The organism is Bartonella sp. 1-1C (assembly GCF_002810325.1).
GTDB lineage: Bacteria > Pseudomonadota > Alphaproteobacteria > Rhizobiales > Rhizobiaceae > Bartonella > Bartonella rochalimae.
This window is the reverse complement of sequence record NZ_CP019489.1, coordinates 1032135-1058995: the sequence shown is the minus strand read 5'-3', so window position 1 is coordinate 1058995 and position 26861 is coordinate 1032135. Positions and strand designations below refer to the sequence as shown.

The window sequence follows — 26861 nt, the reverse complement described above, 5'->3', positions numbered from 1 at the left end:
TTTTGCTATAGGCATGGCAAAAAAAGAATGTATTTGAGATTGTGATACTTAATTTATCTGAAATATATATTTAGTTTTATATTTTAAAAATTTTTTGTTATTTAATTTTCACAGGCCATTAAAAAAATGAACTTATAATTACTAAAATTTTAATATGACGATATATATGTAAAGTTATATTTTTCTTTATGTCATTTAAATTGGAGAAATAAATTAATTTCTTTATTCATTTTTTATTCAGATAAAATGACTTATAGAAAAATCCATGATAGAAAAAATTTTCTTTTTTGCGATATTCATAAGCCTTATCGGTTTAGATTTTGTTTTAGCAGCTGATTGTATTGAAGTAGGAAAAAAAGTTGCTATGCAACAAAAAGGAACACTCACTCGTTCAATACCGAGTATTCAAGGTGGCAAAAATATGTGTGTGGTTGTGATTATTGTTCCTGCGCATAATGGTGATAAATCACGACGTGTTGAGGTTGTTATTGCTGCCGATTAATTTTTTTCAGGTGTAGTGATGCGTATTTTGATTGTTGAAGATGATCGCGATCTTAATCATCAATTAGCAAAAGCAGTAAAAGACGCTGGATATGTTTTTGATAGCGCTTTTAATGGTGAAGATGCCTATTTTTTAGGAAGTACAGAGTCTTATGATGCTGTAATTCTTGATATCGGTTTGTCATGCATGGATGGGATTCAGGTTGTTGAAAGATGGCGTAAAGAAGGGTATTCTATGCCTGTTTTAATGTTAACAGCGCGTGATTGTTGGTCTGATAAGGTACGTGGTATTGATGCGGGTGCCGATGATTATGTTGTTAAGCCATTCCATTTAGAGGAAGTAATGGCACGGTTGCGTGCTTTAATTCGCCGCTCGACAGGACATGCAACAAATACGTTATCTTGTGGAGAGGTTTTATTAGATACTAAAACTTCTCGTGTTTTTATTGAGGGACAGTTAATTAAATTAACATCATATGAATTTCGGCTTCTTTCTTATCTTATGCATCATAGTGATAAAGTAGTTTCAAAGACAGAGCTTATTGAGCATCTTTATGATCAGGATTTTGATAAAGATTCGAATACAATTGAAGTGTTTATAAGGCGGTTGCGTAAAAAACTTGGGGTAGATTCGATTGAAACTGTTCGCGGACTAGGTTATAGAATAAAAATGTTAGGTGATAAATGAGAGCTTTGAAGAATAATAATCGGTTGAAACGGTTATTTTTTTTTGTTGGAAAATCTCTCAGTCTACGTATTATGATTTTATCAACATTATGGGCTATTATTTCACTTTCATTTATTTCAGCAGTCAGTATTTTATTCTATCAGCGTTCAAGTGAACAAAGTTTGGATCGTATTCTTTCTTCTCAGCTTTATAGCCTGATTACAGCTGTAACTGTTACATCTGAGGGATATTTGAGAGGGAATCCTAAATTTGGTGATATTCGTTATTCAGATCCAACGTCTGGATGGTATTGGGAGGTATTGCCTGTATCATCTAATCTACATGGAAGATTGGTATCACAATCATTAGGAACTACAGAAATTTTTTCACCGAGCATTGTTGATGTCCCTTTTAATAGTGAATTTTTTCGCTCTTATCGAGTAAAGGGTATAGATGGGGAAAACCTAAAAGTTATTGAAAGTGATGTTATTCTTGATAATCAGAATCGTATTGCTCGTTTTCGCCTTATTGGAAATATTGATGAAGTACATGGACAGGTAAAAGAATTTGAACAGACTTTACAAATTTTTCTGTGGAGTTTTGGGATAGGGAGTGTTCTTATCAATTTAACTCTTATTTTTTTTAGTTTGCAGCCATTAAGACGAATTCAACAAACATTGAATGATATTCGTACGGGAAAGACTGATTATATAAGTATGGATTTATTAAGTGAAGTTATGCCATTGGCACAAGAAATGAATGCTCTTATTGATAATAATCAACGTATTATTGAAAGATTTCGAACTCAGGTTGGTAATCTTGCTCATTCATTAAAGACACCTTTATCAGTTATCATTAATGAAGTTGATAGCATGACAGGGGAAGCAGCCCTTTTATTGCGCGAGCAAGCTAAAATAATGCATGCACAAATTAATCATTATTTACGACGTGCGCGGATTGCAGCACAGCGCGATAGTATTATTTCTCATACGTCTGTTCGGGAAACACTTAATCGTTTGATTAGGGTCATAAAAAAACTCAATCCTAGTAAACATATTCAATTTACTATGCATGTTGATGATATTATTTTTTCTGGTGAAAAAGAAGATCTAGAGGAAATTGTAGGTAATCTGCTTGAGAACGCTGCTCAGTGGTCTCGTACTAAAATCTTAATCGGTTGTTCTTTAGAAGAAAGTTTTGAAGAAATAGCATTCTTTAGTATTGTTATTGAAGATGATGGTCTTGGTTTGACAGAAGAGCAAATTGATAAAGCTTTAAAAAGAGGTCAACGTTTTGATGAAAGTAAGCCAGGAACAGGATTAGGATTAGCAATTGTCTCAGATATGGTTAGTGAATATGGTGGAAGCTTTTCTTTGTCGCGTTCTAAACTGGGTGGATTATATACAAAAATTGTATTACCAAGGTGATAAATATGTTTTCTTTTTCTTGGTATCTATATCAAAGATGATATCTGTAATAAAAAGCGATATTTTGTATACAGCTTGAGGTAGTAAGTAAAAATATTTTCGTGCCTTAATCGTTATATTTATATGTCATGGAGGATATAAGTGAAAATTTTGTTTTTATGGTTTTATAGATATCAGAAAAATTGATGATGAGTTTTATGGTGTCATGATGCAGAAAGTCTTTTTATCATTAATTGGTATGTTGATTGTAATTTTATCGGGGTGTAGTCATACGTTGAAATTAGATACAAAGGATCTCAATGTAGAAGAAGTTCATTTTGGTAAGATTAATAGCATGGGGACTGGTCTTCTTGGATCTTCTTTTACGCTATTATCTATGGATGATCGTTATAAAGTTTTGCAAGCAGAATATAATGCGCTAGAATATGCTATTGCTGGAAAAAAGGTAAGCTGGGTATCTAAAAAAAGAGGTATTTTTGGTGAAGTAAGTGCAGGGCAATTTTATCAGGTTGGTTCGCAAAATTGTCGTCAGTATAGTCACTCTTTTACTCTTAATGATGTATCTGAAATAGTTTATGGTAGTGCATGCCGCAATGCTGATGGGAGTTGGGCCCCTCTTATATAAGTGCCACAATAAAAGTATGAATGAAATTGGTTGTAGTTTTTTGATTTCCACATAGGTGTTAAAGTGATATGCTATTATCAGTTTTGGTTGCATTTTTTTTAATTTTTTTAACAATTATTCTTTTTTTGTTTTTTTATTGTGGAACAAAACAAAATGTCTTCTTTCAGCCTTGATCAAACCCAAAACTGTGAGAGTGAAGCTAATTTTCAACGTTGTACTTTTGATGAAGAAGGTGTGCGAAGACTTTATAAATATTCAAAAAGTTTTTGTGCACTTATGGTGCTAAGTGTTTTATTTATTTTTTTTGTAACATGGGGAGTTTATAGTCTGACTGGTAATCCAAGAGTCAAAAGTTATTTTTTTAGTGAATTGATGGAGAAAGATCCCAATACGTTAAATGAGCATGAAAAACTTATTCGTTTAGAAGTGCTTTTTTTTCGTATGCCTCATGATGGAAAGGTAGCAGATGCATTGGCAGTAGCGTATCTTGAAGCAGGTCGTTTTCAAGATTCTGTGAATACCTACTTATATGCACTTCATTTAAATGGAGAAACAGCTCCAAGGCTGTTAGGCTATGGTTTAGCGTTAGTTAATTATGAAGGAGGAATCATTACGCAAGAAGCACAGGATATTTTTCAAAAGGCTGTTAATTTAGCACCAAAAGATTTTTATCCTCATTTACTTTTAGCGAGTGCTTTTCATCAATCAGGTCAATCTTCTCAAGCGGTTCAGCTTTTACAAAACTTCCTTAATCAAACACCTAAGAATATTAAGGGAAGATCACATATTGAAGAAATGATTATTCAGTTGCGTAGTGTTTCTGATGAGCAAGATTTAGATTAATTTATAATTGCATAATTAGGTGAGTTTGTTCAGAAATAGACAAAATACTTATAATCAGTTTTACTTATATAAAAGAATGTGCAAAACTATTTCATTACACAATAGGGCATGTATACAATACACCTTAATGAAAATATTTTGCATGAGTAGGCCATGAACAGTGCATCTTTGAAGGATTCTTTTTCACTTGAGCTTGTTTTGAAGAAGCAAAAAAAAAATAGACTACTTATGGTTTTATTATGTCTTTTTATTATAGCAATTGTTACCGGTTTCATGTTGTATATGATCCGTAATACAGTCAATTTTTTTCGAATGCCATCCGAAATTACAAGAGAAGATATTTTAACGGGTCGTTCCTTACGTTTAGGTGGTTTTGTTGAAAAAGGAACTGTTGAAGACAGTGGAAATATGCAGGTTACCTTTTTTGTAACTGATAATCTAAAACATGAAAAGGTTATTTTTACTGGTATATTACCCGATCTTTTTCGTGAAGGACAAGGCGTTATTGTGGAAGGATATTTCAATAAACAAAGAATTTTTATAGGTACGCGTATTTTGGCAAAACATGATGAGACTTATATGTCTAAAGAAATGGCTGATCGCGTAAATAAATGTCAGAATATGAAGGGACAATTCGATTGTGCTCGTTGAATTGGGTCATCTTTTTTTAGCGGCAGCATTGGCAGTTAGTTTGTTGCAGGCATTTTTACCAACTTTTGGGGTTTTACAAAAAAAGCGTTTATTGATGCAATTAGCAGTACCGCTAACATATATCATTTTTATATTATTGCTCTTATCTTTTTTGATTATTGTTTACGCTTATATTGTATCTGATTTTTCTGTTCTTAATGTTGTTGAGAATTCTCATTCAGAAAAGCCAATGCTTTATAAAATCGTTGGTGTGTGGGGTAACCATGAAGGATCAATGTTATTATGGGTTTTGCTTTTAGCCTTTTTTAGTACATTGATTGCATTATTTTCTCCACAATTACAAGAACAGTTTAAAGCATTAGTTTTAAGTTGCCAAAGTTGGATCATAAGTGCTTTTCTTTTGTTTATTCTCTTTATGTCTAATCCATTTGTACGTGTTCATTCACCGGTATTGCAGGGAAATGATCTTAATCCTGTGTTACAGGATATTTCTTTAGCAATTCATCCCCCACTTCTTTATTTGGGCTATGTTGGTTTTTCGGTTTGTTTTTCTTTTGCAATAGCTGCATTGATTATAGGATATCTTAATAAGATTTGGGCTTGTTGGATACGACCATGGGTTTTGCTTGCATGGATTTTTTTGACAATTGGCATTACGGTTGGGTCTTATTGGGCTTACTATGAATTAGGTTGGGGTGGTTACTGGTTTTGGGATCCAGTTGAAAATGTTTCATTAATGCCTTGGCTTTCGGGAACTGCTCTTTTACATTCGGTGATTGTTTTTGAAAAACGAAATTTATTGAGAAGCTGGACCTTATTTTTAGCTATTCTTACCTTTTCTCTTTCTCTTATGGGAACTTTTCTTGTTCGTTCAGGCCTTTTGATGTCCATGCATAGTTTTGCTGTTGATCCAGCACGTGGGAAGGCAATTCTTGCTATTTTGTTTTTTTTCACGGGAGGAGCTTTTCTTCTTTTTGTTATACGGATGCCTATTTTGAAAACAGGGGGACTTTTTCATCCAATTTCGCGTGAAGGTTTTATTATTTTAAATAATTTACTTCTTACAACAGCAACAGCGACAGTTTTAATTGGTACACTCTACCCTTATTTTTTTGAGGCATTAACAGGGCAAAAAATCTCTGTGGGTGCTCTTTTTTTTAATCTTACATTTGGATCTTTAATGATAGTACTTTTGTTATTTGTTCCATTTGGCACGATGATGGCTTGGAAACGTAGCGATTTTTTTGCAGTTTTTGAGCGATTGTGGTGTGTTTTTGCGCTGGCTTGTGTAGCGTGTTTTATAACATTTTATGTAGATTCTTTACGTGATATTTTTGCTGCTTTAGGGGTTGGATTGGCAGTTTTTGTTTTTTTGGGTGGTTTGGCTGATCTTTGGAGCAAGAGTGGTTATCATAAGGTGTCTTTTAGGGTCCGAGTTAAGAGATTTTTAGGATTACCATTATCTGTTTTTGGTGCTGCGTTGGCTCATATGGGATTAGGAGTTACATTATTCGGCATTATTTGGGTTGCAACTTTTGGGCAAGAACGTATTTTAACTATGCAAGTAGGAGAGACGGTTACGATAGCTGGTAAGACTATTCGTTTTGATGAAGTTCATAATATTGCAGGTTCGAATTATTCAGCGATAAAATTCAATTTTAAAATATACGAGAACAAAAATGTGATAAGTAATGTGACAGCATCGAAACGTTTTTATTCAAGCCAAAATAAATCAACGACGGAAGTTGGTATTCAAAATCATGGCTTTTCCCAGTTTTATATTGCTCCTGGTCGTATAAATGATCAAGGGCTTGTCGTGCATATATGGTGGAAGCCGTATGTGATATGTATTTGGTTTGGTGCGTTCATGATGGCGGTAGGAGGAGGTTTTTCTCTTTTAAATCATTGGATGCGTGTAGGTCGGGTGCAATCGATTATAAAGGGATCAAGATGAGGAAGCTTTTCTTTTGGATTCTTACAGTCTTTACTCTCATTTTTTCTATGCAATTAGTGGGAGCGGTAGAGCCAGATGAGATTTTAATGGATCCAGTACTCGAAAGGCGCGCGCGTGATATTTCATCATATTTGCGTTGTCCAGTTTGTCAAAATCAAACGATTGATGATTCAAATTCCTCCTTAGCACGTGATTTACGTCTTTTAGTTCGTGAGCGCTTGAAAGCAGGCGATAATGATCAGCAGATTATTGATTTTCTTGTTGAGCAATATGGTGAATTTATTTTACTAACGCCACCATTTAATAAAACGACTTGGTTTTTATGGTTATCACCTCTGATCATCATTATTATTGGTGTAAGTTTCATTTTATTTCGAATAAGGTGGGCAAGAAGAAAGACATTCATTTCTTTTGATGCTAATTAATAAAAGCGATTCATAATATTGTTGAAATTAAAGTGGATATTATATGGATAAAAGAAAAGTGAGACATTTAAACGGATAGTTTAGATTTATTTCATCTGAATGCTATTTATGATCAACTTTACAAAACTTTAATAATTTAGACAGAAAACAGTAATATTTACTGTTTTATTGTTAATTACAGTATGGTTAAATATTACTGAGTAGGAGCATAAAAAATGACCAAATCAAATTTTCGTATGATGTTAACAGCAGTAAGTTGTTCTGTGTTTTTAGCAAGTACGATGTTTTTTACTGGATCAAGCTTTTGGGTGACAAATACCTATGCGAATCCTGTATTTGTTCCTTCAGTACAACAACAAGGGTTTGCAGATGTTGTATCTAAAGTAAAAGCAGCTGTTGTTTCTGTGCAAGTGAAGAGTAATGCTAAGAAAGAAGAGCGTTTCTTTAGTAATTTTTTTAGTAATCCAGGAATTGATCAGTTGCCAGATCAACATCCTTTGAAAAGATTTTTTAAAGATTTTTATAATCATGCTCTTCCTAATAATAAGCCTTTGAATCGTCCACGTAAATTTCGTCCTATTGCCTTTGGATCTGGCTTTTTTACCTCTTCTGATGGTTATATTGTTACCAATCATCACGTCATTGCGGAGGGAACGAGCTATGCTATCATTCTCGATGACGGTACAGAACTTGAGGCAAAACTTATTGGAGCAGATCCTCGAACTGATCTTGCGGTATTAAAAGTAAATGATAAACGGAAGTTTCCATACGTTGATTTTGCAGATGATTCGACAATTCATGTGGGAGATTGGGTAGTTGCTGTCGGGAATCCATTTGGCCTTGGTGGGACTGTAACAGCAGGTATTGTTTCCGCACGTGGACGTGATATTGGTGCTGGTGTTTATGACGATTTTATTCAGATTGATGCTGCTGTTAATCGTGGTAATTCTGGGGGGCCAACGTTTAATCTTAATGGACAAGTTGTTGGAATTAATACAGCAATCTATTCTCCCTCTGGTGGGAATGTTGGGATTGCTTTTGCTATTCCTTCAGCAACAGCAAAACAAGTTGTGAAACAACTTATGGAAAAAGGTTCTGTTCAGAGAGGTTGGATCGGTGTTCAAATTCAGGCTGTTACAAAAGAAATTTCTGATTCAATTGGTCTAAAAGAATCTAAAGGTGCTTTAATTACTGATCCGCTCAAAGGGCCAGCAGCGAAGGCTGGCGTTAAAGCAGGTGATGTAATTATTGCAGTTAATGGCGAAAAAATTAATGATGCACGTGATCTAGCAAAGCGTATTGCAAATACTAAACCTGGAGAAACTGTTACTTTAGGAATTTGGAGATCAGGTAAAGAGGAAAGTATTAAGGTTAAGCTTGACTCCATGCCAGCAGATGAGGGACAGCGAGAAAAAGGAAAATATTCAGGCGAACATGGTAATTCAGATGAAACGTTAGAAGATTATGGTTTGATTGTAGCTCCTTCTGATGATGGTGTAGGATTGGTTGTAACGGATGTGGATTCAGATGCAGATGCAGCTGATAGAGGGGTACGTCCTGGCGATGTTATCGTAACGGTTAATAATAGACCTGTCAAAAAAGCATCTGATATTACTGATGCAATCAAAGATGCAAAAAAACTAGGGCGAAATGCGATATTATTGCAAGTGCGAACAAATGATCAGAATCGTTTTATTGCCCTTCCAATTCTCAAAAAATAACATTTATAAGAAGTGAAACAGAAATTTGCTAAGGTTTCTGTTTCATCGGGCATTTGATAAAATAACGGAGATGCGTTTTATGAAGATACTCATTATCGAAGATGATCGTGAGACAGGGCGTTATCTCGAGAAAGCCTTTTTGGAAGCAGGACATACAGCTGACGTTGCTTATGATGGAGATACTGGGTATACTTTGGCTGAGACGGTAAATTATGATGTGATGATTATTGATCGCATGCTGCCATATCGTGACGGTCTTTCTATTATTACTGAGTTGCGTGCAAAAGGCATCAAAACACCAGTTCTTATTCTTTCTGCTTTAGGTCAGGTTGATGATCGTGTAACTGGTTTGCGTGCAGGTGGAGATGATTATCTGACAAAACCCTTTGCTTTTTCTGAACTTCTTGCGCGTGTTGAAGTTTTACGAAGGCGAAAAAATCCGAAGGAAGCAGAAACTGTTTATTGTGTTGGTGATCTCGAACTTGACCGATTAGCACATATAGTGAAGCGTGGTGGCAAAAACATTATATTGCAACCGCGTGAATTTCGTTTACTGGAGTATTTAATGAGATACTCTGGACAGGTCGTTACTCGTACGATGCTTTTAGAAAATGTTTGGGATTACCATTTTGATCCGCAAACAAATGTTATTGATGTTCATATATCTCGTTTAAGAGCAAAGATTGAAAAAGATTTTGATGTTCCTCTTTTGCATACAGTTCGTGGAGCAGGATATATGCTAAAGGCACCAGAAAAGAAAATATGAACCGTTTAATCAACATGATGCGTACGACTGCAGTGAGGCTTTCTGCGCTTTATATTTTGCTTTTTGGATTAGTTGCGGCGGGACTTTCTCTTTATATGACAGCATTTGCTATTTCATTGCTGACAGATCAAACGGAACAAGCTTTACGTGAAGAATTAAGGTATATCGAGAGTGCTTATAATTATGGTGGGTTACCTATATTAATGCGTACTATTGATTATCGTTCACGTCAACCAGGGGCTTTTCTTTATCTTGTCACTGATCCAACGGGTCGTATTTTGGCAGGGAATGTTGCGCACATAGAACCTGGGATTCTTCAATCTAATGGCTTTCTTTCTCATTCTTTTTTGTATTCACGCTTTGGAGAAAATGGCCAAATAAATGAACAAAATAAACATCGTGCTTTAGCGGCTATTATTGATTTACCCAATGCTATGAAACTTCTTGTTGGGAGAGATTTAGATGAACCGGAACGTTTTGTGACAGTTATTCGTAAAGCAGTTATGATTGCTCTTGCAGCAATGGTTGGAGGCGCTTTGTTAATATGGTTTTTTATTGGTAGGAGGGCATTACAAAGGATTGATCGTGTAACAGATGCATCACAGCGTTTGATGAATGGTGATTTTAGTGGGCGCTTACCCGTTTCTAGAGCGGGTGATGAGTTTGATCGATTGTCAGTTAATCTTAACGTTATGTTAGATCGTATTGAAGAATTAAATACTGGTTTGCGTCAGGTGTCAGATAATATTGCTCATGATCTTAAGACACCACTAACTCGTCTCAGAAATCGTGCTGAAGAAGCGCTTGTAGGAAAGAAAACAGAGTTTGAATATCGGCAGGCTCTGGATGATGTTATTGCTGAATCGGATTATCTCATTCGTACTTTTAGCGCTATTTTAATGATTTCACGTATTGAAGCAGGTAGTTCAATTGAGAATCTTGAAATGACGAATATAAAATTAATTCTTGAAAATGCGGTTGAATTTTATGAACCTTTTGCTGAGGAAGCTGGTGTTTTGCTTCGATTGGGACATACTTTTGATAAAGAGCTCAAGCTGAATCGTGAGCTTATTACACAATCAATTTTAAATCTTATTGATAATGCAATCAAATATGCATCTATAGGTGAAAAAAAGACAGAGGTTTCTTTATCAATGGAGGATGATGGAGGACGTTTGCGTGTTGTAGTTAGTGATAATGGTCCAGGAATAGCAGAAGATAAACGTGAAAAAGTGATAGAACGATTCGTTCGTCTTGAAGAAAGTCGCACACAACCTGGTTTTGGTATTGGTTTAAGTATAACAAAAGCCGTTATGAAACTTCATGGGGGCGAATTGTTACTTGAAAACGCAAATCCAGGATTGAGAGCTGTTTTATTGTTTCCTTAATGTTGTTATTTCTTGATTATTTTATAGATATTGCCTTTTTCTAATTTTGTTATGCAATAAAATAGAATGAAAACTAAAATGCTTTCTTGATGGAATGCAGATGAAAACAGCTTTTTTAAAAACACAGCTTTTTCCTTTACGCCCTCTTGATGAAAGTGGTTCACAATGGTTGAAAGATATTGAAGAACAAGCAAGAAAAGAAAATTTAGAACCATTGGTTTCCTATATTGTAGATGGAGGAGAGCAAGTTGATTTTATCCGTGCAGTCATGACTTTATCTCCTTTTTTACGTGAAGTTTTGATTGCAAATCCCTCTTATCTTAGTCCTTTATTGACTATAGATATAGAAACAAGACTCAGTGAAATTATAGAAGATATTGCTGCCGTTGATAGAGCTGAAATGATTCATGAAACTTCATTAATGGCGGCTTTAAGGTGCAAGAAAAGAGAAGCGCACACTCTGATTGCTTTAGCTGATTTAAGTCGTGTTTTTACTTATGAGGTTTCTTGCGCATGGCTAACACGTCTTGGTGAAGCGGCATTAGGTGCAGCTTTACGTTTTCTTTTGAGAGAAGCCCATGATTGTGGAAAAATAAGTTTAGCTAATCGCGATACACCAGAGAAAGATTGTGGTTTAATTGTTTTAGGGATGGGGAAATTTGGCGCTGAAGAACTTAATTATTCCTCTGATATTGATCTGATTATTTTAATTGATGAAATGTCACCTCATGTGGGAGATTTCTATGAAAGTGTTGATATATTTTCAAAAATGGTGCGCCGATTAATCCGTATCATTCAAGAGCGTACTGCTGAAGGATATGTTTTTCGGCTCGATTTGCGACTCCGACCAGATCCAGGTTCAACACCTTTGGCGTTACCTATTAGGACTGCTCTGCGTTATTATGAAGGGCGCGGTCAAAATTGGGAACGTGCAGCTATGATTAAAGCACGTCCAGTAGCGGGCGACATTGATGCAGGTTTTAATTTTCTTAAAGAACTTTCTCCTTATGTATGGCGCAAATATTTAGACTATGCAGCTATTGCTGATATTCATTCTATTAAACGACAAATCCATGCTTATAAAAATTATGGGCAAATTGCTGCTTATGGTCATAATATCAAATTGGGACGAGGGGGCATTCGTGAAATTGAATTTTTCGTTCAAACACAACAGTTAATTGCTGGAGGACGCTTACCTCAATTACGTGGACGTAAAACAGTTGAAATGTTAGCAGAGCTTTGCAAGCTTGGTTGGATCGGAGAGGAAATTAAAGATAGCCTTATAAAAAGCTATGCTTTTTTACGTAATGTTGAACACTGTATTCAAATGATTGCAGATGAGCAAACGCATGTTTTGCCAGAAGAAGTTACTCGATTTACGAGCGTTGCCTATTTGATGGGATATCAAGAGAGTCACTGTTTTATTCATGATTTGTTAGAAACACTTCTGATAGTGGAAGAACATTATGCTGCATTATTTGAGCACGAGCAAGAACTTGGCTTGGAAATGGGCAACTTGGTTTTCACAGGTGAGGAGGATGATCCTGAAACACTTATTACATTAAGTCGTTTAGGTTTTAAAAGGGCAAGCGATATTTGTCGTATTATGCGTACGTTGCATTGTGGGCGTTATAGGGCCACTCAATCTGCTGAAGCACGTGAAAGATTAACAGAGCTTACACCAGCACTTTTAAAAGCTTTTGGTGAGACCAAAAGAGCAGATGAGGCAATGTTGCGTTTTGATAGCTTTTTGCAAGGTTTGCCTTCGGGGATACAGCTTTTTAGCTTATTGCAGTCAAATCCGCCTCTTCTAGATATGTTGGTTTGTATTATGGGTGCTGCACCACGACTTGCCGAGATTATTACACGTACACCACACGTTTTTGATGGGATGTTGGATCCTAAAATTTTTTCAGAATTGCCAACAAAAGATTATTTAGAAAATCGTTTGCAATATTTTCTTGAAGGTGTCACTTCTTATGAAGAAATTCTTGATCATCTAAGGATTTTTGCTGGTGAACAGCGTTTTTTGATTGGTATTCGGCTTTTGAATGGTACAATTAATGGAGATAGAGCAGGTTTTGCTTTTACTGCGCTCGCTGATCTCATGATTGCAAAAACGCTTACTGCTGTTCAAGAAGAATTTTTTCGTCATCATGGCCATATTAAAGGGGGACGTATTGGCATATTGGGTATGGGTAAGCTGGGAAGCTGTGAATTAACAGCAGGATCAGATGTCGATCTTATTTTACTGTATGAGCATGACGAAAATGTAGAAATGTCTGATGGAGAAAAGCCACTCTATGTTTCTCAATATTATACGCGTTTAACACAACGTTTTGTTTCTGCTTTATCTACTTCTACAAATCAAGGAGTTCTTTATACTGTTGATTTAAGACTACGGCCATTGGGCAATAAAGGGCCTATAGCTGTTCCTTTTCAGGTTTTTAGAAAATATCAGCGCCAAGAAGCTTGGATATGGGAACATCTTGCCTTAACTCGTGCAAGGGGTATAGCTGGAGATGATGATTTTTTGCAAAAATTGGAAAATGAAGTAAGGGAAATTATTGCACATCCTTGTGATAAAAAGAAGGTTGCAAAAGAAGTACGTGAAATGCGTGCTTTAATTGAAAAAGAAAAACCACCAGCAAATCGATGGGATTTAAAAACTCTACCTGGTGGTATTATGGATCTTGAATTTATTGCTCAATTTGCTCTTATAACTCATGTCATTGATTTTCAAATTGGAGCGACTACAGCTGATATTCTTTCTCGTTTACCACTCGATTTTCTAAGTCAATCATTGATTGCTGATTTACATTACGCTTATTGTCTTTATACCAATTTAAGTCAGATTATACGTCTTTGCTTAAATGAGGCTCTTAATCCTGATGATATGCCACCTGGGTTGAGCGATCTTTTGCTACGTAGTATTGGCGAGCCTGATTTGCTACGTGTTGAAAAATTAATTGAAGAAATAGGACAATCAGTCCGTACAATTTTTACACAAGTTATGGGAAGTTAGATAGAATGTTTCTTAAGTAAAATCATACGTTGATTTTTTAGTATACAAATGAATGTATGTTAAAATAAACTATGAATATTATACTATTTTATTTTTCTTTGATTAATAAACTCAGAAAAGTTTTTCTGATTGTTAATCAATAAAGCAGGTGAGTTCATTACACGGATAAGCTTCCTTTTAGGCAATTATTTTCTACTCACAGAAAGTGATCACTAATAATATTTTTATAATTTATTTCTCTGTTCAATTTAATATATGCATCATTTTATGTGTAAAATTTTAGCTCAAAGAGTCATAGTATTACACGTATGATGAGAATTGATACAATACAAGAAATAAGTAAGCTATGCTGAAGATATATAATTGTTGTATATTTTATAATGACTATGTACTTCACACATTATAGAGATTCAAGCAAATGTTGAAAGACGTAAAGTTTCAGGAAGCTCTTCTGTATCCATTGTGATGCAAGAAAAAGCTAAAATAAGACTATAGATGTAGATGTGTTATGCGTGTTTAAATTGCTTCAGAAGAAAATAGATTTGTAATAAGAAGAAAAGGTAGAAAAAATAAATTTGATCAAATTATATGTTGTTATAGTATTTATGTTTCTGAGAAGTATGCTCAATATTAAATGTTTTTATCATTTTAACGTACAATACTTTTAAGTATAATAAGTAAGATTATGATTTTCTTTTTACTTATTACATCCGTATTTATCTGCAATAAGGTTGAGATGCTGTTTAAGGCACCTTACTAAAGTAGAGAAATTTATCTTTCATTATAAGCTAATGACAAACTTTATTCCTAGGATTAAATATTTGGGTTTACATTAGATTTTCATACGAGAAATTTAGAGTTCATTGGAATAAGACCATTTTTTATGGATGAAGATTTAATTTTAGGAGATTCCTATGAATTTAAAGATGTCACAAAGTATAATGGAAAAGCGAAAAAACAAGAGTAGGCAAGATACGGTTAGTGTGACGACAAGAGAGACATCTATAGGGAGTCTTTTGGTAGCTAAATCTCATAAGGGCATTTGTTATATTGCTTTAGGCGATTCAACTGAACAATTGTTACAGAAATTAGGAACGCGCTTTGCCAGTATAAAACACAATATTAATAATAATGTGTTGAATCAAGAAATAGCATGTATTGTAGCGATGGTTGAAACTCCTAAGTTGGTAAAACATCACAATTTACTATTGGATATCAATGGAACAATTTTTCAAAAAAAAATTTGGACTGCATTGTGTGAAGTACGATGTGGAGAAACAATTTCTTATAAAGAGTTAGCGCAAAGTATTGGCATGCCAAAAGCGTACCATGCTGTTGCTAATGCATGTGCATGTAATGAATTGGCATTAGTGATCCCCTGCCATCGTGTAGTCCGCAAGAATGGTGCTCTTTCTGGTTATCGTTGGGGTATCCAGCGCAAACAAATTTTACTACAACGTGAACAATATTAAAAATTTAATTTTGTTGAATTGGCATTATAATCGTTACGATTGTGCCTTTTGCTTCTTTAGAAGTGATTTCTAGTTTTCCTTTATGTAATTCTAATAAAGAACGGGATATAGCTAGTCCAAGACCTGAACCAGGGTGGGTTTTGGTAAATTGATTTTCAACTTGTTCAAAAGGTTGTCCAAGTTTTTTGATCGCTTCTTGGGGAATACCAACACCTGTATCTTTAATACTAAAGATAAGGTTGTTATTTTTCTGGAAAGCACGGATATCAATACTGCCACCAGAAGGTGTGAATTTAACAGCATTTGAGATAAGATTAAGGAAAATTTGTTTCATGGCACGACAGTCAACATCAGCATGAAGTTTTTGTTCAATATTTGTTGTAAGTGAAATCTTTTTCGCTTGTGCTTGTGGCGTTAGTGTACGAATTGTTTCACTAATGATTGGCTCAAGGTTGATATTTTTACGGTCAAGAGTAAATCTTCCAGCTTCGATTTTTGACATATCAAGAATATCATTGATAAGAGTAAGAAGATGGGTTCCTGAATTATGAATATCATGCATATATTCTTTATAGCGTTGTGAACCGAGAGGGCCAAAGGTAGATTGCAACATGATTTCTGAAAAACCAAGAATAGCATTAAGAGGAGTACGCAATTCATGGGATATATTGGCTAAAAATTCTGATTTAGCTTTATTAGCACTTTCGGCTCGCTCTTTTTCTTCTTGCAGGCTTTTATTAAGTTTTTCAACTTCTGTAGCACGTTGTTGAGCATTGCCTCGGGCACGTTTTAGCTCCTGAATGAATGAAAAAAGCCGCCTTTCACTATCTTCAAATTTTTCTTGTTGTTGTTTAAGTTCAGAGATATCGGTGCCGATACAAACAAGTCCTCCATCTTGTGTGCGTCTTTCATTAATTTTAAGCCAGTAGCCATCTGCAGTTTGACGAATACTCGTTAAGTTACCAGATTCATCTATCTTAAGGGGATATTCACTGATAGCAGGACGTGACATGGCTTCAACAGTTGCACGTTCAATTCCTGATTGTAGCATTTGTTTAGGGATAGAAGCATATTCACAAAATTTGCTGTTAGACATAACTAGACGCCCTTCTGAATCCCATAAGACAAAAGATTCAGAAATATTTTCAATCGCATCACGGATACGAAGATCAGCTCGTGCAGTTTGTTCAGCAAATTGATGTTGTTCACTAATATCAAACGAAATACCAACTAAGTGAGGTTCTTCTTCATCGGTTACTTCGGCGCGAATGCGCATCCATACATAATGGCCTTCAGCGTGACGCATAGGTACATTAATATCGATATGTTTTTTTTCACTCCCCATTAATTCTTGAGCGAGTTCAAAAAAATTGGCATCTTTGGGATCAATGATAGCAGTAATTTGAGAAATTGATAGGAGTGCATTTTGAGGTTCATAGCCAAGCATTTCATACATTGCGCGTGACCAATAAACCCGTCCACTCGCCATATTCCAATCCCATAATCCACAACGTCCGCGCATCATAGCCATATCAATGCGATTTTGAATTTTTTCTGAAATCAAATCTGTATTACGTGCTCGTGTGATTTGATTATAATAAGCATAGAGAAGAACTAAAATAATACTCACTGTTCCTATAAATAAAGTTATATTTAATGAGAATTTTTTTTGCCATTCCCTATAGATATGTTTTTTTGTTGCACTAATGAATACTCCATATTGGCCACTGTCTGTCTGGTTGAATGAAGCGAGAGCAGGTTCTTGTCCTATTGTAATTTGTATGATGCTAGTATTTTTTTTGAGAGGCCATGAATCGATATTCTTAGAAATAAAATCTTGTAAAGATTCCCCTGAAATCATTTCTGAATTAGACGAAGCTAGCATATTTCCATTGCGATCAAGGATAGCTATCATAGGATTGATATTAGTAGAACTGTGATGATGAAAGGTTGTCAGAATATTTTGTAAATGATTATGAGAAAGAGAAGCCACTTTTTTTTGCTGAGTAAAAATCAATAAATCATGGTCGATTTTATTTATGATAGAGGAAGATAAAAGAGAAAGTGTGGAGCGCGCATTCTTACCAATTGTATGGCGCCAATCATAAAATGATGCAAAGCGTATTGTTGCTAATACAATTAGAGATATAATAATGGCGAATGGAATAGAACGTCGTAACCAAGGTTCAATAAAAAGGAGTTTTTGGTAAATTGAATTAGAAATACGTGTTACTCCTACCCTGCGATTTGAAACGCTTGGTTTTGAATCAGAATGCATTCTTGTGGCCGCGTTATACACGTCCAATTTAGCCATTTCTGGGATCCTTTAATCATGAATAATGTAACTAGAAAGCTGTTTTGGTACTCATAACAATTCAGTAAGCCTAATGAATCAAAACAAGAGTCTTCTGTCTAGTCTTTTTTTAAAAAAAAGAATAATTTTACTCTGATGAGTGTAAATTATGAAAATTAAAAGAACTTTAATATTACCTATAAATAGGCTAAAATAGCTTATTTATAGGCTTATTGTTATGGAGGCTTCAGAAGAAGTCACTTTGGTTAATTAATAAAGCAATATTACAACAATTTAATTATAAATATTTTTATTTTAGGCAAGTGTGCGATTGATGATATCTGTCACATCGCTTGATAATTTTTCTGCTGCTGCAATTGTTTTTAGTGCAGATTCGAGTTTTTTCTGTCGAATAGGCTCCAATTGTCTCCAAGAGCGCATAATTGTTAATAACCGTGAAGCAAGTTGTGAATTTTTAGGGTCAATTTCTAAAATAGTTTGGCATAGAAAATGATAAGATGCTCCATCAATCCTGTTAAAACCTGTTTGGTTTCCAGAAGCAAAAGTGCCAATCAAAGCACGTACTCTATTAGGATTATCTTGTGAAAAAAGCGGATGTTTTGTGAGTTTTTGAACGCAGTTAAGTGTTGATGCTCCTGCAACCATTGCTTGAATTGCAAACCATTTATCCATGACTAAAGGATTATGATAATATCGATTTTCAAAATCATTTAAAGCATTTTGTGCTTGTTTGCTTGTGTTAAAGCGTTGTACTAAAATCGTTATGCTGGCAATGCGATCTGTCATATTATCAGATGTGGCATATTGTGTGGCAGCGCGCTCTGGATTAGCTTCAGCAATAGAGAGATAGTCTAAGATGATATTGCGTAATGCTCTTTTTCCAGTTTGCTCAGCATTTGGTGAATAAGATTCTTGTACCTGCATTTGTACGTAGAATTCTGTGAAAAGTTCTTGATGGGTGTGTGCAATAGAAGCTAAAAATTGGTTACGTACGTAGTGTATTCGATCTGGATCAACATTTTGACCGATTGTATGTGCAAGTTCACTTTCGCTTGGTAAGTTTAAACAAAATGCTCGAAATTCCGGTTCTAGGTTTTCATCTTTGATGATGGTCTTAATCAGCTCTAATAAATTAGAGGGGATAGTTGCTTTTTCAGCTGTTTTATCTTGAATGACTTGAATAAGGGCTTGGGTTATGAGAGTATTCAATGACTGCCAACGATTGATTTGATTGCTATCATTTTGGGCAAGAAAAATCAGTTCGTTTTCGTTAAATGGAGTTTGTAAAATAATGGGAGCAGAAAAATCTCGTAGGAGTGATAAAATAGGTTTATTAGGTAGTCCTTTTAATTGAAAGGTTTGAGATTCCTTAGAAAGAAACATAATATCTGATTGAATAGTTGTATCACTTTCGTAGATGAGTGATTGTCCCTCACGTCCTAATAGACCAAAGGCAATAGGGATCAGCATGGGTTTTTTATTATTTTGTTGTGGCGTTGGTGGAATATGTTGCTGTGCATGAATTGTTAAAATACCTTCATTATAATGACTATCAATTTTCACATGAGGAGTGCCTGCCTGCTCGTACCATAGCATAAATTGTGAGAAATCTTGATCCGATACTTCAGCAAAACAAGCTATAAAATCTTCAATAGTACAAGCTTGTCCATCATGGCGTTGAAAATAGAGATCCATACCTTTACGAAAGAGTACAGGGCCTAAAATAGTCCGTATCATACGCACTACTTCTGCACCTTTTTCATAGATAGTTGTAGTATAAAAATTATTGATTTGACTATATTGACGAGGACGTACAGGATGAGAAAGAGGACCAGAGTCTTCAGGAAATTGCGTAGCTTTCAACATTTTTATGTTTTCAATCCTTTGCAGACTACGTATATTTTGATCTGCAGAAAATTCCTGATCACGGTAGACAGTTAATCCCTCTTTTAAACAAAGTTGAAACCAGTCACGACAGGTAATACGATTACCAGTCCAATTGTGAAAATATTCATGTGCAATGATGCGTTCAATATTTCTATAGTCTTTGTCTGTTGCTGTTTCAGGATCTGCAAGGATATATTTATCATTAAAGATGTTAAGACCTTTGTTTTCCATTGCGCCCATATTGAAATCAGAGACAGCAACAATATTAAAAACATCTAGATCATATTCACGGCCAAAACATTGTTCATCCCAACGCATGGAACGTTTGAGCGCATCCATGGCATAGGTTGCTTGTTTAGCTTTACCTTTTTCGACATAGATACCAAGTTTAATACGCCGTCCAGATACTGTGATAAAATGATCTTCAAGTTGGTCAAGATTTCCACCAACTAAAGCAAAGAGATAAGATGGTTTTGGATAAGGATCCTCCCAAACAGCAAAATGCCGATTATTTTCAAGGATGCCTGTTTCAATGAGATTACCATTAGAAAGCAAGATTGGAATCGTCTGAGAATCTGCTGTAATTTTTACTGAATAGGTAGAAAGAATATCAGGACGGTCATAAAAATAAGTGATGCGGCGAAAACCTTCTGCTTCGCATTGTGTGCAATAGACACCGTTTGAAAGATAAAGTCCCATAAGTTGACGATTACTTTCGGGGTTTAATTCTGTCACTATTTGTAATGTGAAAGAAGTTGCAGGAGGAGCAATAATTTCTAAGTTCGAAGGAGTGCTTTTATACGCATTGTTAGCTAATTCTTCGCCATTGATAGCAACAGAAATTAATGTCAGTTCGTCACCAGAAAGTACGAGAGGTGTTAATTCTTTTGTATGTTGACGCGGTTCAATAGATAATGTCGCTTTAACGACAGTTTTTGTTGGATTCAGAAAAAAATTAAGTTGTGTTTTAGGTATAGCATAGGGTGTTGGTTGGTAATCTTCTAAATGATAAACAGGAATTGTTTCTTGCTGCATAATTGTTTTCCTTGCTATATTTGGAGAGTATAATTTGTTGAAAGGCTGCTTATTGCTTAAGAAAAGGCAGAATTTAAAAATGACTAAAGATTATTTAAACGGTTTTTTACTTCTAAAAAGTCCATCCATGTAAGCTTTTTTTGACTAGGTGTCCTTAAAAGATAAGCGGGATGAAAAGTTGGCATAACAGGGATTTGAAGATCTTCATTTTCATAAGTAAGCCATTTTCCTCTTATTCGAATAATGCCACTCTGAATTCCCGTAAAGAATTGTGCGGCAGTGCTTCCTAGTGCTATAAGAATACGAGGCTTGGCTAATAAAATTTGACGTTCAATAAAAGGGCGACATAATGCAACTTCGCGTGGTGTTGGTGTGCGGTTTCCTGGTGGACGCCAGGGAATAGTATTTGCTATGTAAACATTTTGTCTTGAGAGACCAATTGATGCGAGTATTTTGTTGAGTAGTATGCCTGCTTTTCCTACAAATGGAATTCCTTGTATATCTTCTTCTCGTCCTGGAGCTTCACCTATGAGCATAAGAGGGCTTCCTGCTGTTCCATCAGAAAAACAGGTGTTTTTGGCTGTTAGTTTTAATGAGCAACCATTAAAAGAAAGAAGGGCGGATTTCAACTCATCAAGAGTTTGAGCACTTTTTGCTATCTCTACAGCTGAGAGTAAAGGTTGTGTTTTGTCCGGATTATCAGGTGCAAGAGTATGCGATTTTATAGTTGGAGATATTTGTTTATGATAGGGGATATCGTGTGCTTGGTTTAATTGCGGTTCTAAAGAGGCAGCTTGATTAAAGTGATCAATAGGAACGTCAGTAAGCGCAGCATCAACACCACTTTCTTTGTAGAAGCTGAGTAGATCTTCATTGGAGATTACATCTTTATTTTTTTCTGACATTTTGCTTTTTGCTTTATACTGATCTATCAATCAATAAACTAAGAAGAATTATTCTTCAAGATTTATAATATGTTTATTGTAAATAGAAGTTCAGTATACTCTCAGAAAATGGAATGGTATTAGATTTTTAATGATCCTTTTTACAATGCTTTAGAAGTAATGTGTAAGTGTACGCTTTCGCATTTTTTATGGCTTCAATCATCGATTTTTTTAATGCTAGATTTGCAGCAATAGCGCTTGAAAGGATGCAACCTGTTCCACGCATTGTTCCTTTTAAACGCGGAGAGGAAATATTTATAATTTCAGCTTTATTAATTAAGCTGTCTATTGCGAAATTACCTTCGGTATGTCCACCTTTTATTAATATATGGCGTGGACCAAATGAAAGAAGTTTTTGTGCTTGATAGATTGCTTCTTCATGATTAGAAGCCAAAGGGCTTTTACTGAGAAGAGAAAGCTCTGCCATATTGGGTGTTAAAAGATCAATATGAGGGAGCAGTTTATTGAGCATAATATCTGTGATTGTTTCTGTGGTAAGTTGCCCTCCTGATGAGGCAATAAGCACAGGATCAAGAATGGTTGGAATATGGTGATAATCTTTTAAGATATCACAGATCCCTTCTATAATTGCTTGGGTTCCTGTCATACCGATTTTGATTGCATGTATTGAATTGTTTTTGAGAGCAATACGCATTTGTGCAGACATAGTTTCTTTACTCATAGGTACAATTTCAGCAACATGGTTGTTATCTTGTACGTTGACAGCTGTGATTGCTAAACTTGCTTTTGTTTGAAAATGTGTTGCTGTTTCTATATCACGAGCAATACCGGCTCCTCCTGTTGGGTCGGTACCTGCAACAATAAGTATAGAAGGCATTAGCGCCATGCTTGAGTCACCTTTATCCATTGTTGGACACGTTCTTCAGGCTTTTTATTTAAGATAATATCAGTGACAACAGCAGCGCTATTTGCTCCAACTTTTAAAATACTCATTGCGCGTTCTGGTGTTAAACCACCAATACCTATTAAAGGCAAAGAACCAATTTTCTTTCTCCATTGCTTGATTTTTTCTAGTCCTTGTGGGGCCCATTTCATTTTTTTTAAAATTGTTGGATAAATGGGACCAAGTGCAATATATTCGGGAGAGATAGATAAACTGATATCTAGTTCGTGTTCATCATGAGTGCTAAGGCCAAATTTTATGCCACTTTTACGGATTGCCAAAATGTCAGCACTTTTTAAATCTTCTTGTCCAAGGTGAATAAAATCACATTTTTCGTCAATGGCTATTTTCCAATAATCGTTAATGACTAATTGGACTTTAAATTTATCACATATATTCTTTGCTCGTTTTATATGTTGAATGATTGTTTCTGTATCTTTATCTTTTATGCGTAGTTGTATCAGCTTAATTCCAAAGGGAACTAAACGTTCAACCCAATCTGCACTATCAACAATGGGATAAAATGGGTCAAGTTTCATGAGAATATTGCTTTGCCGATAACTGGTGTTGAAGGCACTGCTACATTGCGTGCTTCAAGGAGACCTGCTTTGTAACCGATACGTCCTGCTGTAATAGCTTTAGAAAATGCTTCAGCCATTAATACAGGATCACCCGCTTTAGCAACAGCTGTATTGAGGAGTACTGCATCATAGCCAAGTTCCATAGCAATGGCAGCATGTGATGGACGTCCAATACCAGCATCAATGACAAGAGTAAGATCAGGAAGATATGCGCGAATAGAACGTAATCCATCAGTATCACGGGGACCTTTAGCAGATCCAATAGGCGCGCACCAAGGCATAATGACACGGCAACCAACTTCAAAGAGTTTTTCAGCAACAATAAGATCATCTGTTGTATAGGCAAAAATTTGAAAGCCTTCATTATTTAAAATTTGTGCTGCTTCGACTAAAGAAAAAACATTTGGCTGTAATGTATCTGGGTTACCAATAACTTCTAGTTTAATCCAAGGCGTTTTAAAGAGATCTCGTGCTAATTGAGCTGTTGTGACAGCTTCCTTAACAGTGTAACAGCCAGCAGTATTAGGAAGTACAGTTATGTCAAGTTCTTTAAGAAATTGCCAAAATTGTCCGCTCTGTTTTCCCCCTGCAGTTTCTCGACGTAATGAAATTGTTACAATTTCTGTCCCAGATTTATGAATAGCTTTACGGAGAACTTCTAGTGAGGGATATTGAGCTGTACCTAACAAAAGGCGGGAAGAAAATTCACGTCCATAAAAATTCAACATCGTTTTAGCCTCCTTGCATTGGGCTTAGAATTTCAATTCTATCTCCTTCATGCAAAACAAACTGGCTTCGTTCATCAAGAGAAACGACTTCAGAATTAACAGCTGTTGCTAGCCAATTACCTTCATAACCTAATTCATCAAGAAGTAAATTAAGGTAGGTTACTTTTGTTTCAATTATTTCACCGTTAACAGATATTTTCATGTTTTATTCCAACGCTAATTTTACTGCTTGTTTTGCCATTTCTGGAGATAAAAGGAAACCATGTCTATAAAATCCATTAATAAAGATATGATTATCATGTTTATGAACATAAGGTAAATTATTAGGATAGCAGGGACGAACACCAACGCCGGATTCAATAATTTCTGCTTCAGCAAAGGCAGGATGGAGAGTATAAGCTGCATTAAGAAATTCCATCATTGATCTTGCTGAGATAGCACCATTAAAGTCACTTTCAATCATTGTTGCTCCAATCATAAAGATATTATTTTGTCTAGGGACTACATAGAGTGGAATACGTGGGTGGAGAAGACGAATTGGACGAGAAATTTTAATATCTGTGCTGCGCACTAGAAGCATTTCACCACGAACTCCTCGTATATTTTTATCTTTTCCTAAACGTGCTATTCCTGTTGCATCAATGACAGTATTAAAATTCTCTTCGGGTATTCCTATATCAACAAAACAGGCTCCGTTTTTTATAAGAATCTCTTTTAAAGTGATCAGTGCTCTGCGTGGATCAATGTGTGCTTCAGTTTCATAAAAAAGTGCACGGTTAAAACGTCCAGCAAGATCGGGTTCAATATGTGTTATTTCTGTATTGTCTATGATTTTATGATTATTTGTACGTGTTGAAAATCGTTCGAGCTCTGCTATATCTCGCGTAGGAGCAACGACCAAAGTACCTTTTTGTTCTACAATATCAGGAAGTGTTTCTCTCCACCATTGCATAGCTTGTATACCAAGATCTTCGATAATTTGTTCAGAACTTTCTTTTTCACAATGAGGTGCTAACATGCCTCCTGCATACCAGCTTGCAGTTCCTATAGGAGAATGGGGAGGTGCAGATACAGTGATAGGGATACCTTTTTGTTGTAGCATAAAAGCAACTGTTAAGCCCCCTATACCTGCGCCTTTGATAAGAATATTTTTCAATTGTTTGCTTTCTCTTTTCTAGAGTGAGAATTTTCTATGTAGAGATCACCGTTTTTTTTATATTTTTCAGCCATAGCAATCATACCTTCTTCTTTTCTTTTTGTTGCTGCATCACGGATATCATGGGAAATACGCATTGAACAGAATTTAGGTCCACACATAGAGCAAAAATGCACCAATTTATGGGCCTCTTTAGGCATTGTTTCATCGTGAAAGGAGCATGCGGTATCTGGATCAAGGGAAAGATTAAATTGATCACGCCACCGAAAATCAAATCGTGCACGTGAGAGGGCATTATCGCGTAATTGCACTCCAGGCAAGCCTTTAGCAAGATCAGCAGCATGAGCTGCGATTTTATAAGTGATCACTCCGGTTTTTACATCATTTTTATCTGGTAGTCCTAGATGTTCTTTAGGTGTTACATAGCAAAGCATGGCAGTGCCAAACCAACCAATCATAGCGGCACCAATAGCCGATGTGATATGGTCATATCCAGGAGCAATGTCAGTTGTAAGAGGGCCTAAAGTATAAAAGGGTGCTTCGTGGCAGAGGGTTAGTTGTTTTTCCATATTTTCTTTAATTTTATGCATTGGTACATGACCAGGTCCTTCAATCATAACCTGTACATCTTTGTCCCATGCAACTTTTGTTAGTTCTCCCAAAGTTTCAAGTTCAGCAAATTGGGCTTCATCGTTTGCATCCGCAAGAGAGCCTGGACGCAATCCATCTCCTAATGAAAGAGAGACATCATACATGCGTGCAATGTCACAAATTTCATTGAAATGTTCATATAAAAAATTTTCTTTATGGTGATGCAGACACCACTTAGCCATAATAGAACCACCTCGTGAAACAATACCTGTTACGCGATTAATCGTTAAGGGAATGAAGGGCAATCTTAATCCTGCGTGAATAGTAAAATAATCAACACCCTGTTCTGCTTGTTCAATTAAGGTGTCGCGAAAAACATCCCATGTTAAATTTTCAGCAATACCATGTACTTTTTCAAGTGCTTGATAAATTGGGACAGTCCCAATAGGAACAGGAGAATTGCGAATAATCCATTCACGAATATTATGAATATTACGACCTGTTGAAAGATCCATAACTGTATCTGCACCCCAACGAATGGCCCAAACCATCTTTTCAACTTCTTCTGCCATGGATGAAGTAACTGCTGAATTACCAATATTAGCATTAATTTTAACACGAAAATTACGACCAATAATCATTGGTTCGCATTCTGGATGATTGATATTTTGAGGAATAATAGCTCGTCCGCAGGCAATTTCATTACGAACAAATTCTGCAGTATAGGTTTCTGGTATTGATGCGCCGAATGTTTCTCCCGATATTTTTTTTTGATCTTTTGCTACCAAACCTTCATTTTCACGTATAGCGACATATTCCATTTCTGCAGTAATAATACCTGCACGTGCATAAGCCATTTGTGTGACTGCTTTATTATTTTTTGCGCGAAAAACGGGACGAGTTTGTTCAAAAGTTGGTGCAAGATTTTTATCATGAGTAAAGCCATTATCTGCAGGTTGAATTAATCGTGCCGGATAGGATTCAATGTCAGAACGCTCAGATAGCCAGGGTGTGCTAATGGCAGGTAATCCTTTTGTAATATCAATAGTCGCATTTTCATCGGTATAAGGACCTGAAGTATCATAAATCGTCAAAGTTTCTTCATGACTATTATCTGTCAGAGAAATTTCACGGAATGGTACGTGTACATTAGGAAAGAGAAGACTCTGTTGATAAATTTTGCGTGACGCAGGGAAAGGAGAAAAACTAATTGATGGAGTGTTTTTTTGCACAAACTTTTTCCTTATAGATTCGTA

At 35.7% G+C, this 26861-nt stretch carries 22 protein-coding genes; 13 read left to right on the top strand and 9 right to left on the bottom strand.

Going from position 1 to position 26861, the window contains the following annotated elements; translation table 11 throughout:
* Window positions 1-265: 265 nt before the first annotated feature.
* From B11cv2_RS04725 to B11cv2_RS04665, 13 genes are all read left to right on the top strand, one after another.
* Entirely contained in the window at window positions 266-502 is a 237-nt protein-coding gene (locus B11cv2_RS04725) for a hypothetical protein (protein WP_100693544.1), read from the top strand.
* An 18-nt stretch (window positions 503-520) separates the two neighbouring features.
* The gene (locus B11cv2_RS04720; RefSeq protein ID WP_100693543.1) at window positions 521-1189 is read left to right on the top strand and encodes a response regulator transcription factor; all 669 of its coding nucleotides are present in this window, start codon (window positions 521-523) and stop codon (window positions 1187-1189) included.
* Window positions 1186-2595, top strand: a complete 1410-nt coding sequence (locus B11cv2_RS04715; RefSeq protein WP_100693542.1) for an ATP-binding protein — start codon at window positions 1186-1188, stop codon at window positions 2593-2595. Before B11cv2_RS04720 ends, B11cv2_RS04715 begins: the two co-directional genes overlap by 4 nt.
* 205 nt (window positions 2596-2800) lie before the next feature.
* Window positions 2801-3220 carry a hypothetical protein gene (locus B11cv2_RS04710; RefSeq protein ID WP_100693541.1) on the top strand — a complete coding sequence of 140 codons (420 nt, stop codon included), beginning with the start codon at window positions 2801-2803 and terminating at the stop codon, window positions 3218-3220.
* A gap of 153 nt (window positions 3221-3373) precedes the next feature.
* A complete protein-coding gene (locus tag B11cv2_RS04705; RefSeq protein WP_371410310.1) occupies window positions 3374-4063 on the top strand; it encodes a tetratricopeptide repeat protein in 690 nt (229 codons plus the stop codon).
* Between the two features lie 153 nt (window positions 4064-4216).
* Window positions 4217-4714, top strand: coding sequence for a cytochrome c maturation protein CcmE (gene ccmE, locus B11cv2_RS04700; protein WP_100693540.1), 498 nt, complete (start codon window positions 4217-4219; stop codon window positions 4712-4714).
* Window positions 4704-6668: a heme lyase CcmF/NrfE family subunit gene (locus tag B11cv2_RS04695; RefSeq protein WP_100693539.1), complete on the top strand. Its 1965-nt coding sequence runs from the start codon at window positions 4704-4706 to the stop codon at window positions 6666-6668. Before ccmE ends, B11cv2_RS04695 begins: the two co-directional genes overlap by 11 nt.
* A complete protein-coding gene (locus B11cv2_RS04690; protein ID WP_100693538.1) occupies window positions 6665-7093 on the top strand; it encodes a cytochrome c-type biogenesis protein in 429 nt (142 codons plus the stop codon). Before B11cv2_RS04695 ends, B11cv2_RS04690 begins: the two co-directional genes overlap by 4 nt.
* A 215-nt stretch (window positions 7094-7308) precedes the next feature.
* Window positions 7309-8814, top strand: a complete 1506-nt coding sequence (locus B11cv2_RS04685; protein WP_100693537.1) for a Do family serine endopeptidase — start codon at window positions 7309-7311, stop codon at window positions 8812-8814.
* Window positions 8815-8893: 79 nt separating this feature from the next.
* Window positions 8894-9580: a response regulator transcription factor gene (locus tag B11cv2_RS04680; RefSeq protein ID WP_100693536.1), complete on the top strand. Its 687-nt coding sequence runs from the start codon at window positions 8894-8896 to the stop codon at window positions 9578-9580.
* Window positions 9577-10968, top strand: a complete 1392-nt coding sequence (locus tag B11cv2_RS04675) for an ATP-binding protein (RefSeq protein WP_100693535.1) — start codon at window positions 9577-9579, stop codon at window positions 10966-10968. The genes B11cv2_RS04680 and B11cv2_RS04675 overlap by 4 nt, the downstream gene beginning before the upstream one ends.
* Window positions 10969-11068: 100 nt before the next feature.
* Window positions 11069-13993: a bifunctional [glutamine synthetase] adenylyltransferase/[glutamine synthetase]-adenylyl-L-tyrosine phosphorylase gene (locus B11cv2_RS04670; RefSeq protein ID WP_100693534.1), complete on the top strand. Its 2925-nt coding sequence runs from the start codon at window positions 11069-11071 to the stop codon at window positions 13991-13993.
* Window positions 13994-14934: 941 nt separating this feature from the next.
* Window positions 14935-15465, top strand: a complete 531-nt coding sequence (locus B11cv2_RS04665; protein ID WP_245407004.1) for a methylated-DNA--[protein]-cysteine S-methyltransferase — start codon at window positions 14935-14937, stop codon at window positions 15463-15465.
* Window positions 15466-15469: 4 nt separating this feature from the next.
* Here the strand turns inward: B11cv2_RS04665 and B11cv2_RS04660 are convergent, their stop codons facing one another.
* From B11cv2_RS04660 to thiC, 9 genes are all read right to left on the bottom strand, one after another.
* Window positions 15470-17779 (bottom strand): PAS domain-containing sensor histidine kinase, encoded by a 2310-nt coding sequence (locus B11cv2_RS04660; protein ID WP_100693532.1) that lies wholly within the window; start codon window positions 17777-17779, stop codon window positions 15470-15472.
* A gap of 294 nt (window positions 17780-18073) precedes the next feature.
* Window positions 18074-20701, bottom strand: a complete 2628-nt coding sequence (gene pepN, locus B11cv2_RS04655; RefSeq protein ID WP_100693531.1) for an aminopeptidase N — start codon at window positions 20699-20701, stop codon at window positions 18074-18076.
* Window positions 20702-20784: 83 nt separating this feature from the next.
* Complete coding sequence (locus B11cv2_RS04650; RefSeq protein ID WP_100693530.1) at window positions 20785-21606, bottom strand: uracil-DNA glycosylase family protein; 822 nt, start codon at window positions 21604-21606, stop codon at window positions 20785-20787.
* A gap of 127 nt (window positions 21607-21733) precedes the next feature.
* Window positions 21734-22492 carry a hydroxymethylpyrimidine/phosphomethylpyrimidine kinase gene (locus B11cv2_RS04645; RefSeq protein WP_100693529.1) on the bottom strand — a complete coding sequence of 253 codons (759 nt, stop codon included), beginning with the start codon at window positions 22490-22492 and terminating at the stop codon, window positions 21734-21736.
* A complete protein-coding gene (locus B11cv2_RS04640) occupies window positions 22483-23088 on the bottom strand; it encodes a thiamine phosphate synthase (protein WP_100693528.1) in 606 nt (201 codons plus the stop codon). Before B11cv2_RS04640 ends, B11cv2_RS04645 begins: the two co-directional genes overlap by 10 nt.
* Window positions 23085-23858, bottom strand: a complete 774-nt coding sequence (locus B11cv2_RS04635; RefSeq protein WP_100693527.1) for a thiazole synthase — start codon at window positions 23856-23858, stop codon at window positions 23085-23087. The genes B11cv2_RS04640 and B11cv2_RS04635 overlap by 4 nt, the downstream gene beginning before the upstream one ends.
* Before the next feature lie 4 nt (window positions 23859-23862).
* Window positions 23863-24060: a sulfur carrier protein ThiS gene (gene thiS, locus B11cv2_RS04630; RefSeq protein WP_100693526.1), complete on the bottom strand. Its 198-nt coding sequence runs from the start codon at window positions 24058-24060 to the stop codon at window positions 23863-23865.
* A gap of 3 nt (window positions 24061-24063) precedes the next feature.
* A complete protein-coding gene (locus B11cv2_RS04625; RefSeq protein WP_100693525.1) occupies window positions 24064-25014 on the bottom strand; it encodes an FAD-dependent oxidoreductase in 951 nt (316 codons plus the stop codon).
* Entirely contained in the window at window positions 25011-26837 is a 1827-nt protein-coding gene (gene thiC / locus B11cv2_RS04620) for a phosphomethylpyrimidine synthase ThiC (RefSeq protein ID WP_100693524.1), read from the bottom strand. The genes B11cv2_RS04625 and thiC overlap by 4 nt, the downstream gene beginning before the upstream one ends.
* Window positions 26838-26861: the final 24 nt, after the last annotated feature.

Excerpts from the sequence above, each read along its gene's own strand:
- B11cv2_RS04725 (WP_100693544.1), top strand. The coding sequence starts at position 266 with ATGATAGAAAAAATTTTCTTTTTTGCGATATTCATAAGCCTTATCGGT.
- B11cv2_RS04720 (WP_100693543.1), top strand. The coding sequence starts at position 521 with ATGCGTATTTTGATTGTTGAAGATGATCGCGATCTTAATCATCAATTA.
- B11cv2_RS04715 (WP_100693542.1), top strand. The coding sequence starts at position 1,186 with ATGAGAGCTTTGAAGAATAATAATCGGTTGAAACGGTTATTTTTTTTT.
- B11cv2_RS04710 (WP_100693541.1), top strand. The coding sequence starts at position 2,801 with ATGATGCAGAAAGTCTTTTTATCATTAATTGGTATGTTGATTGTAATT.
- B11cv2_RS04705 (WP_371410310.1), top strand. The coding sequence starts at position 3,374 with ATGTCTTCTTTCAGCCTTGATCAAACCCAAAACTGTGAGAGTGAAGCT.
- ccmE (WP_100693540.1), top strand. The coding sequence starts at position 4,217 with ATGAACAGTGCATCTTTGAAGGATTCTTTTTCACTTGAGCTTGTTTTG.
- B11cv2_RS04690 (WP_100693538.1), top strand. The coding sequence starts at position 6,665 with ATGAGGAAGCTTTTCTTTTGGATTCTTACAGTCTTTACTCTCATTTTT.
- B11cv2_RS04685 (WP_100693537.1), top strand. The coding sequence starts at position 7,309 with ATGACCAAATCAAATTTTCGTATGATGTTAACAGCAGTAAGTTGTTCT.
- B11cv2_RS04680 (WP_100693536.1), top strand. The coding sequence starts at position 8,894 with ATGAAGATACTCATTATCGAAGATGATCGTGAGACAGGGCGTTATCTC.
- B11cv2_RS04675 (WP_100693535.1), top strand. The coding sequence starts at position 9,577 with ATGAACCGTTTAATCAACATGATGCGTACGACTGCAGTGAGGCTTTCT.
- B11cv2_RS04670 (WP_100693534.1), top strand. The coding sequence starts at position 11,069 with ATGAAAACAGCTTTTTTAAAAACACAGCTTTTTCCTTTACGCCCTCTT.
- B11cv2_RS04665 (WP_245407004.1), top strand. The coding sequence starts at position 14,935 with ATGGAAAAGCGAAAAAACAAGAGTAGGCAAGATACGGTTAGTGTGACG.
- B11cv2_RS04660 (WP_100693532.1), bottom strand. The coding sequence starts at position 17,779 with ATGGCTAAATTGGACGTGTATAACGCGGCCACAAGAATGCATTCTGAT.
- pepN (WP_100693531.1), bottom strand. The coding sequence starts at position 20,701 with ATGCAGCAAGAAACAATTCCTGTTTATCATTTAGAAGATTACCAACCA.
- B11cv2_RS04650 (WP_100693530.1), bottom strand. The coding sequence starts at position 21,606 with ATGTCAGAAAAAAATAAAGATGTAATCTCCAATGAAGATCTACTCAGC.
- B11cv2_RS04645 (WP_100693529.1), bottom strand. The coding sequence starts at position 22,492 with ATGGCGCTAATGCCTTCTATACTTATTGTTGCAGGTACCGACCCAACA.
- B11cv2_RS04640 (WP_100693528.1), bottom strand. The coding sequence starts at position 23,088 with ATGAAACTTGACCCATTTTATCCCATTGTTGATAGTGCAGATTGGGTT.
- B11cv2_RS04635 (WP_100693527.1), bottom strand. The coding sequence starts at position 23,858 with ATGTTGAATTTTTATGGACGTGAATTTTCTTCCCGCCTTTTGTTAGGT.
- thiS (WP_100693526.1), bottom strand. The coding sequence starts at position 24,060 with ATGAAAATATCTGTTAACGGTGAAATAATTGAAACAAAAGTAACCTAC.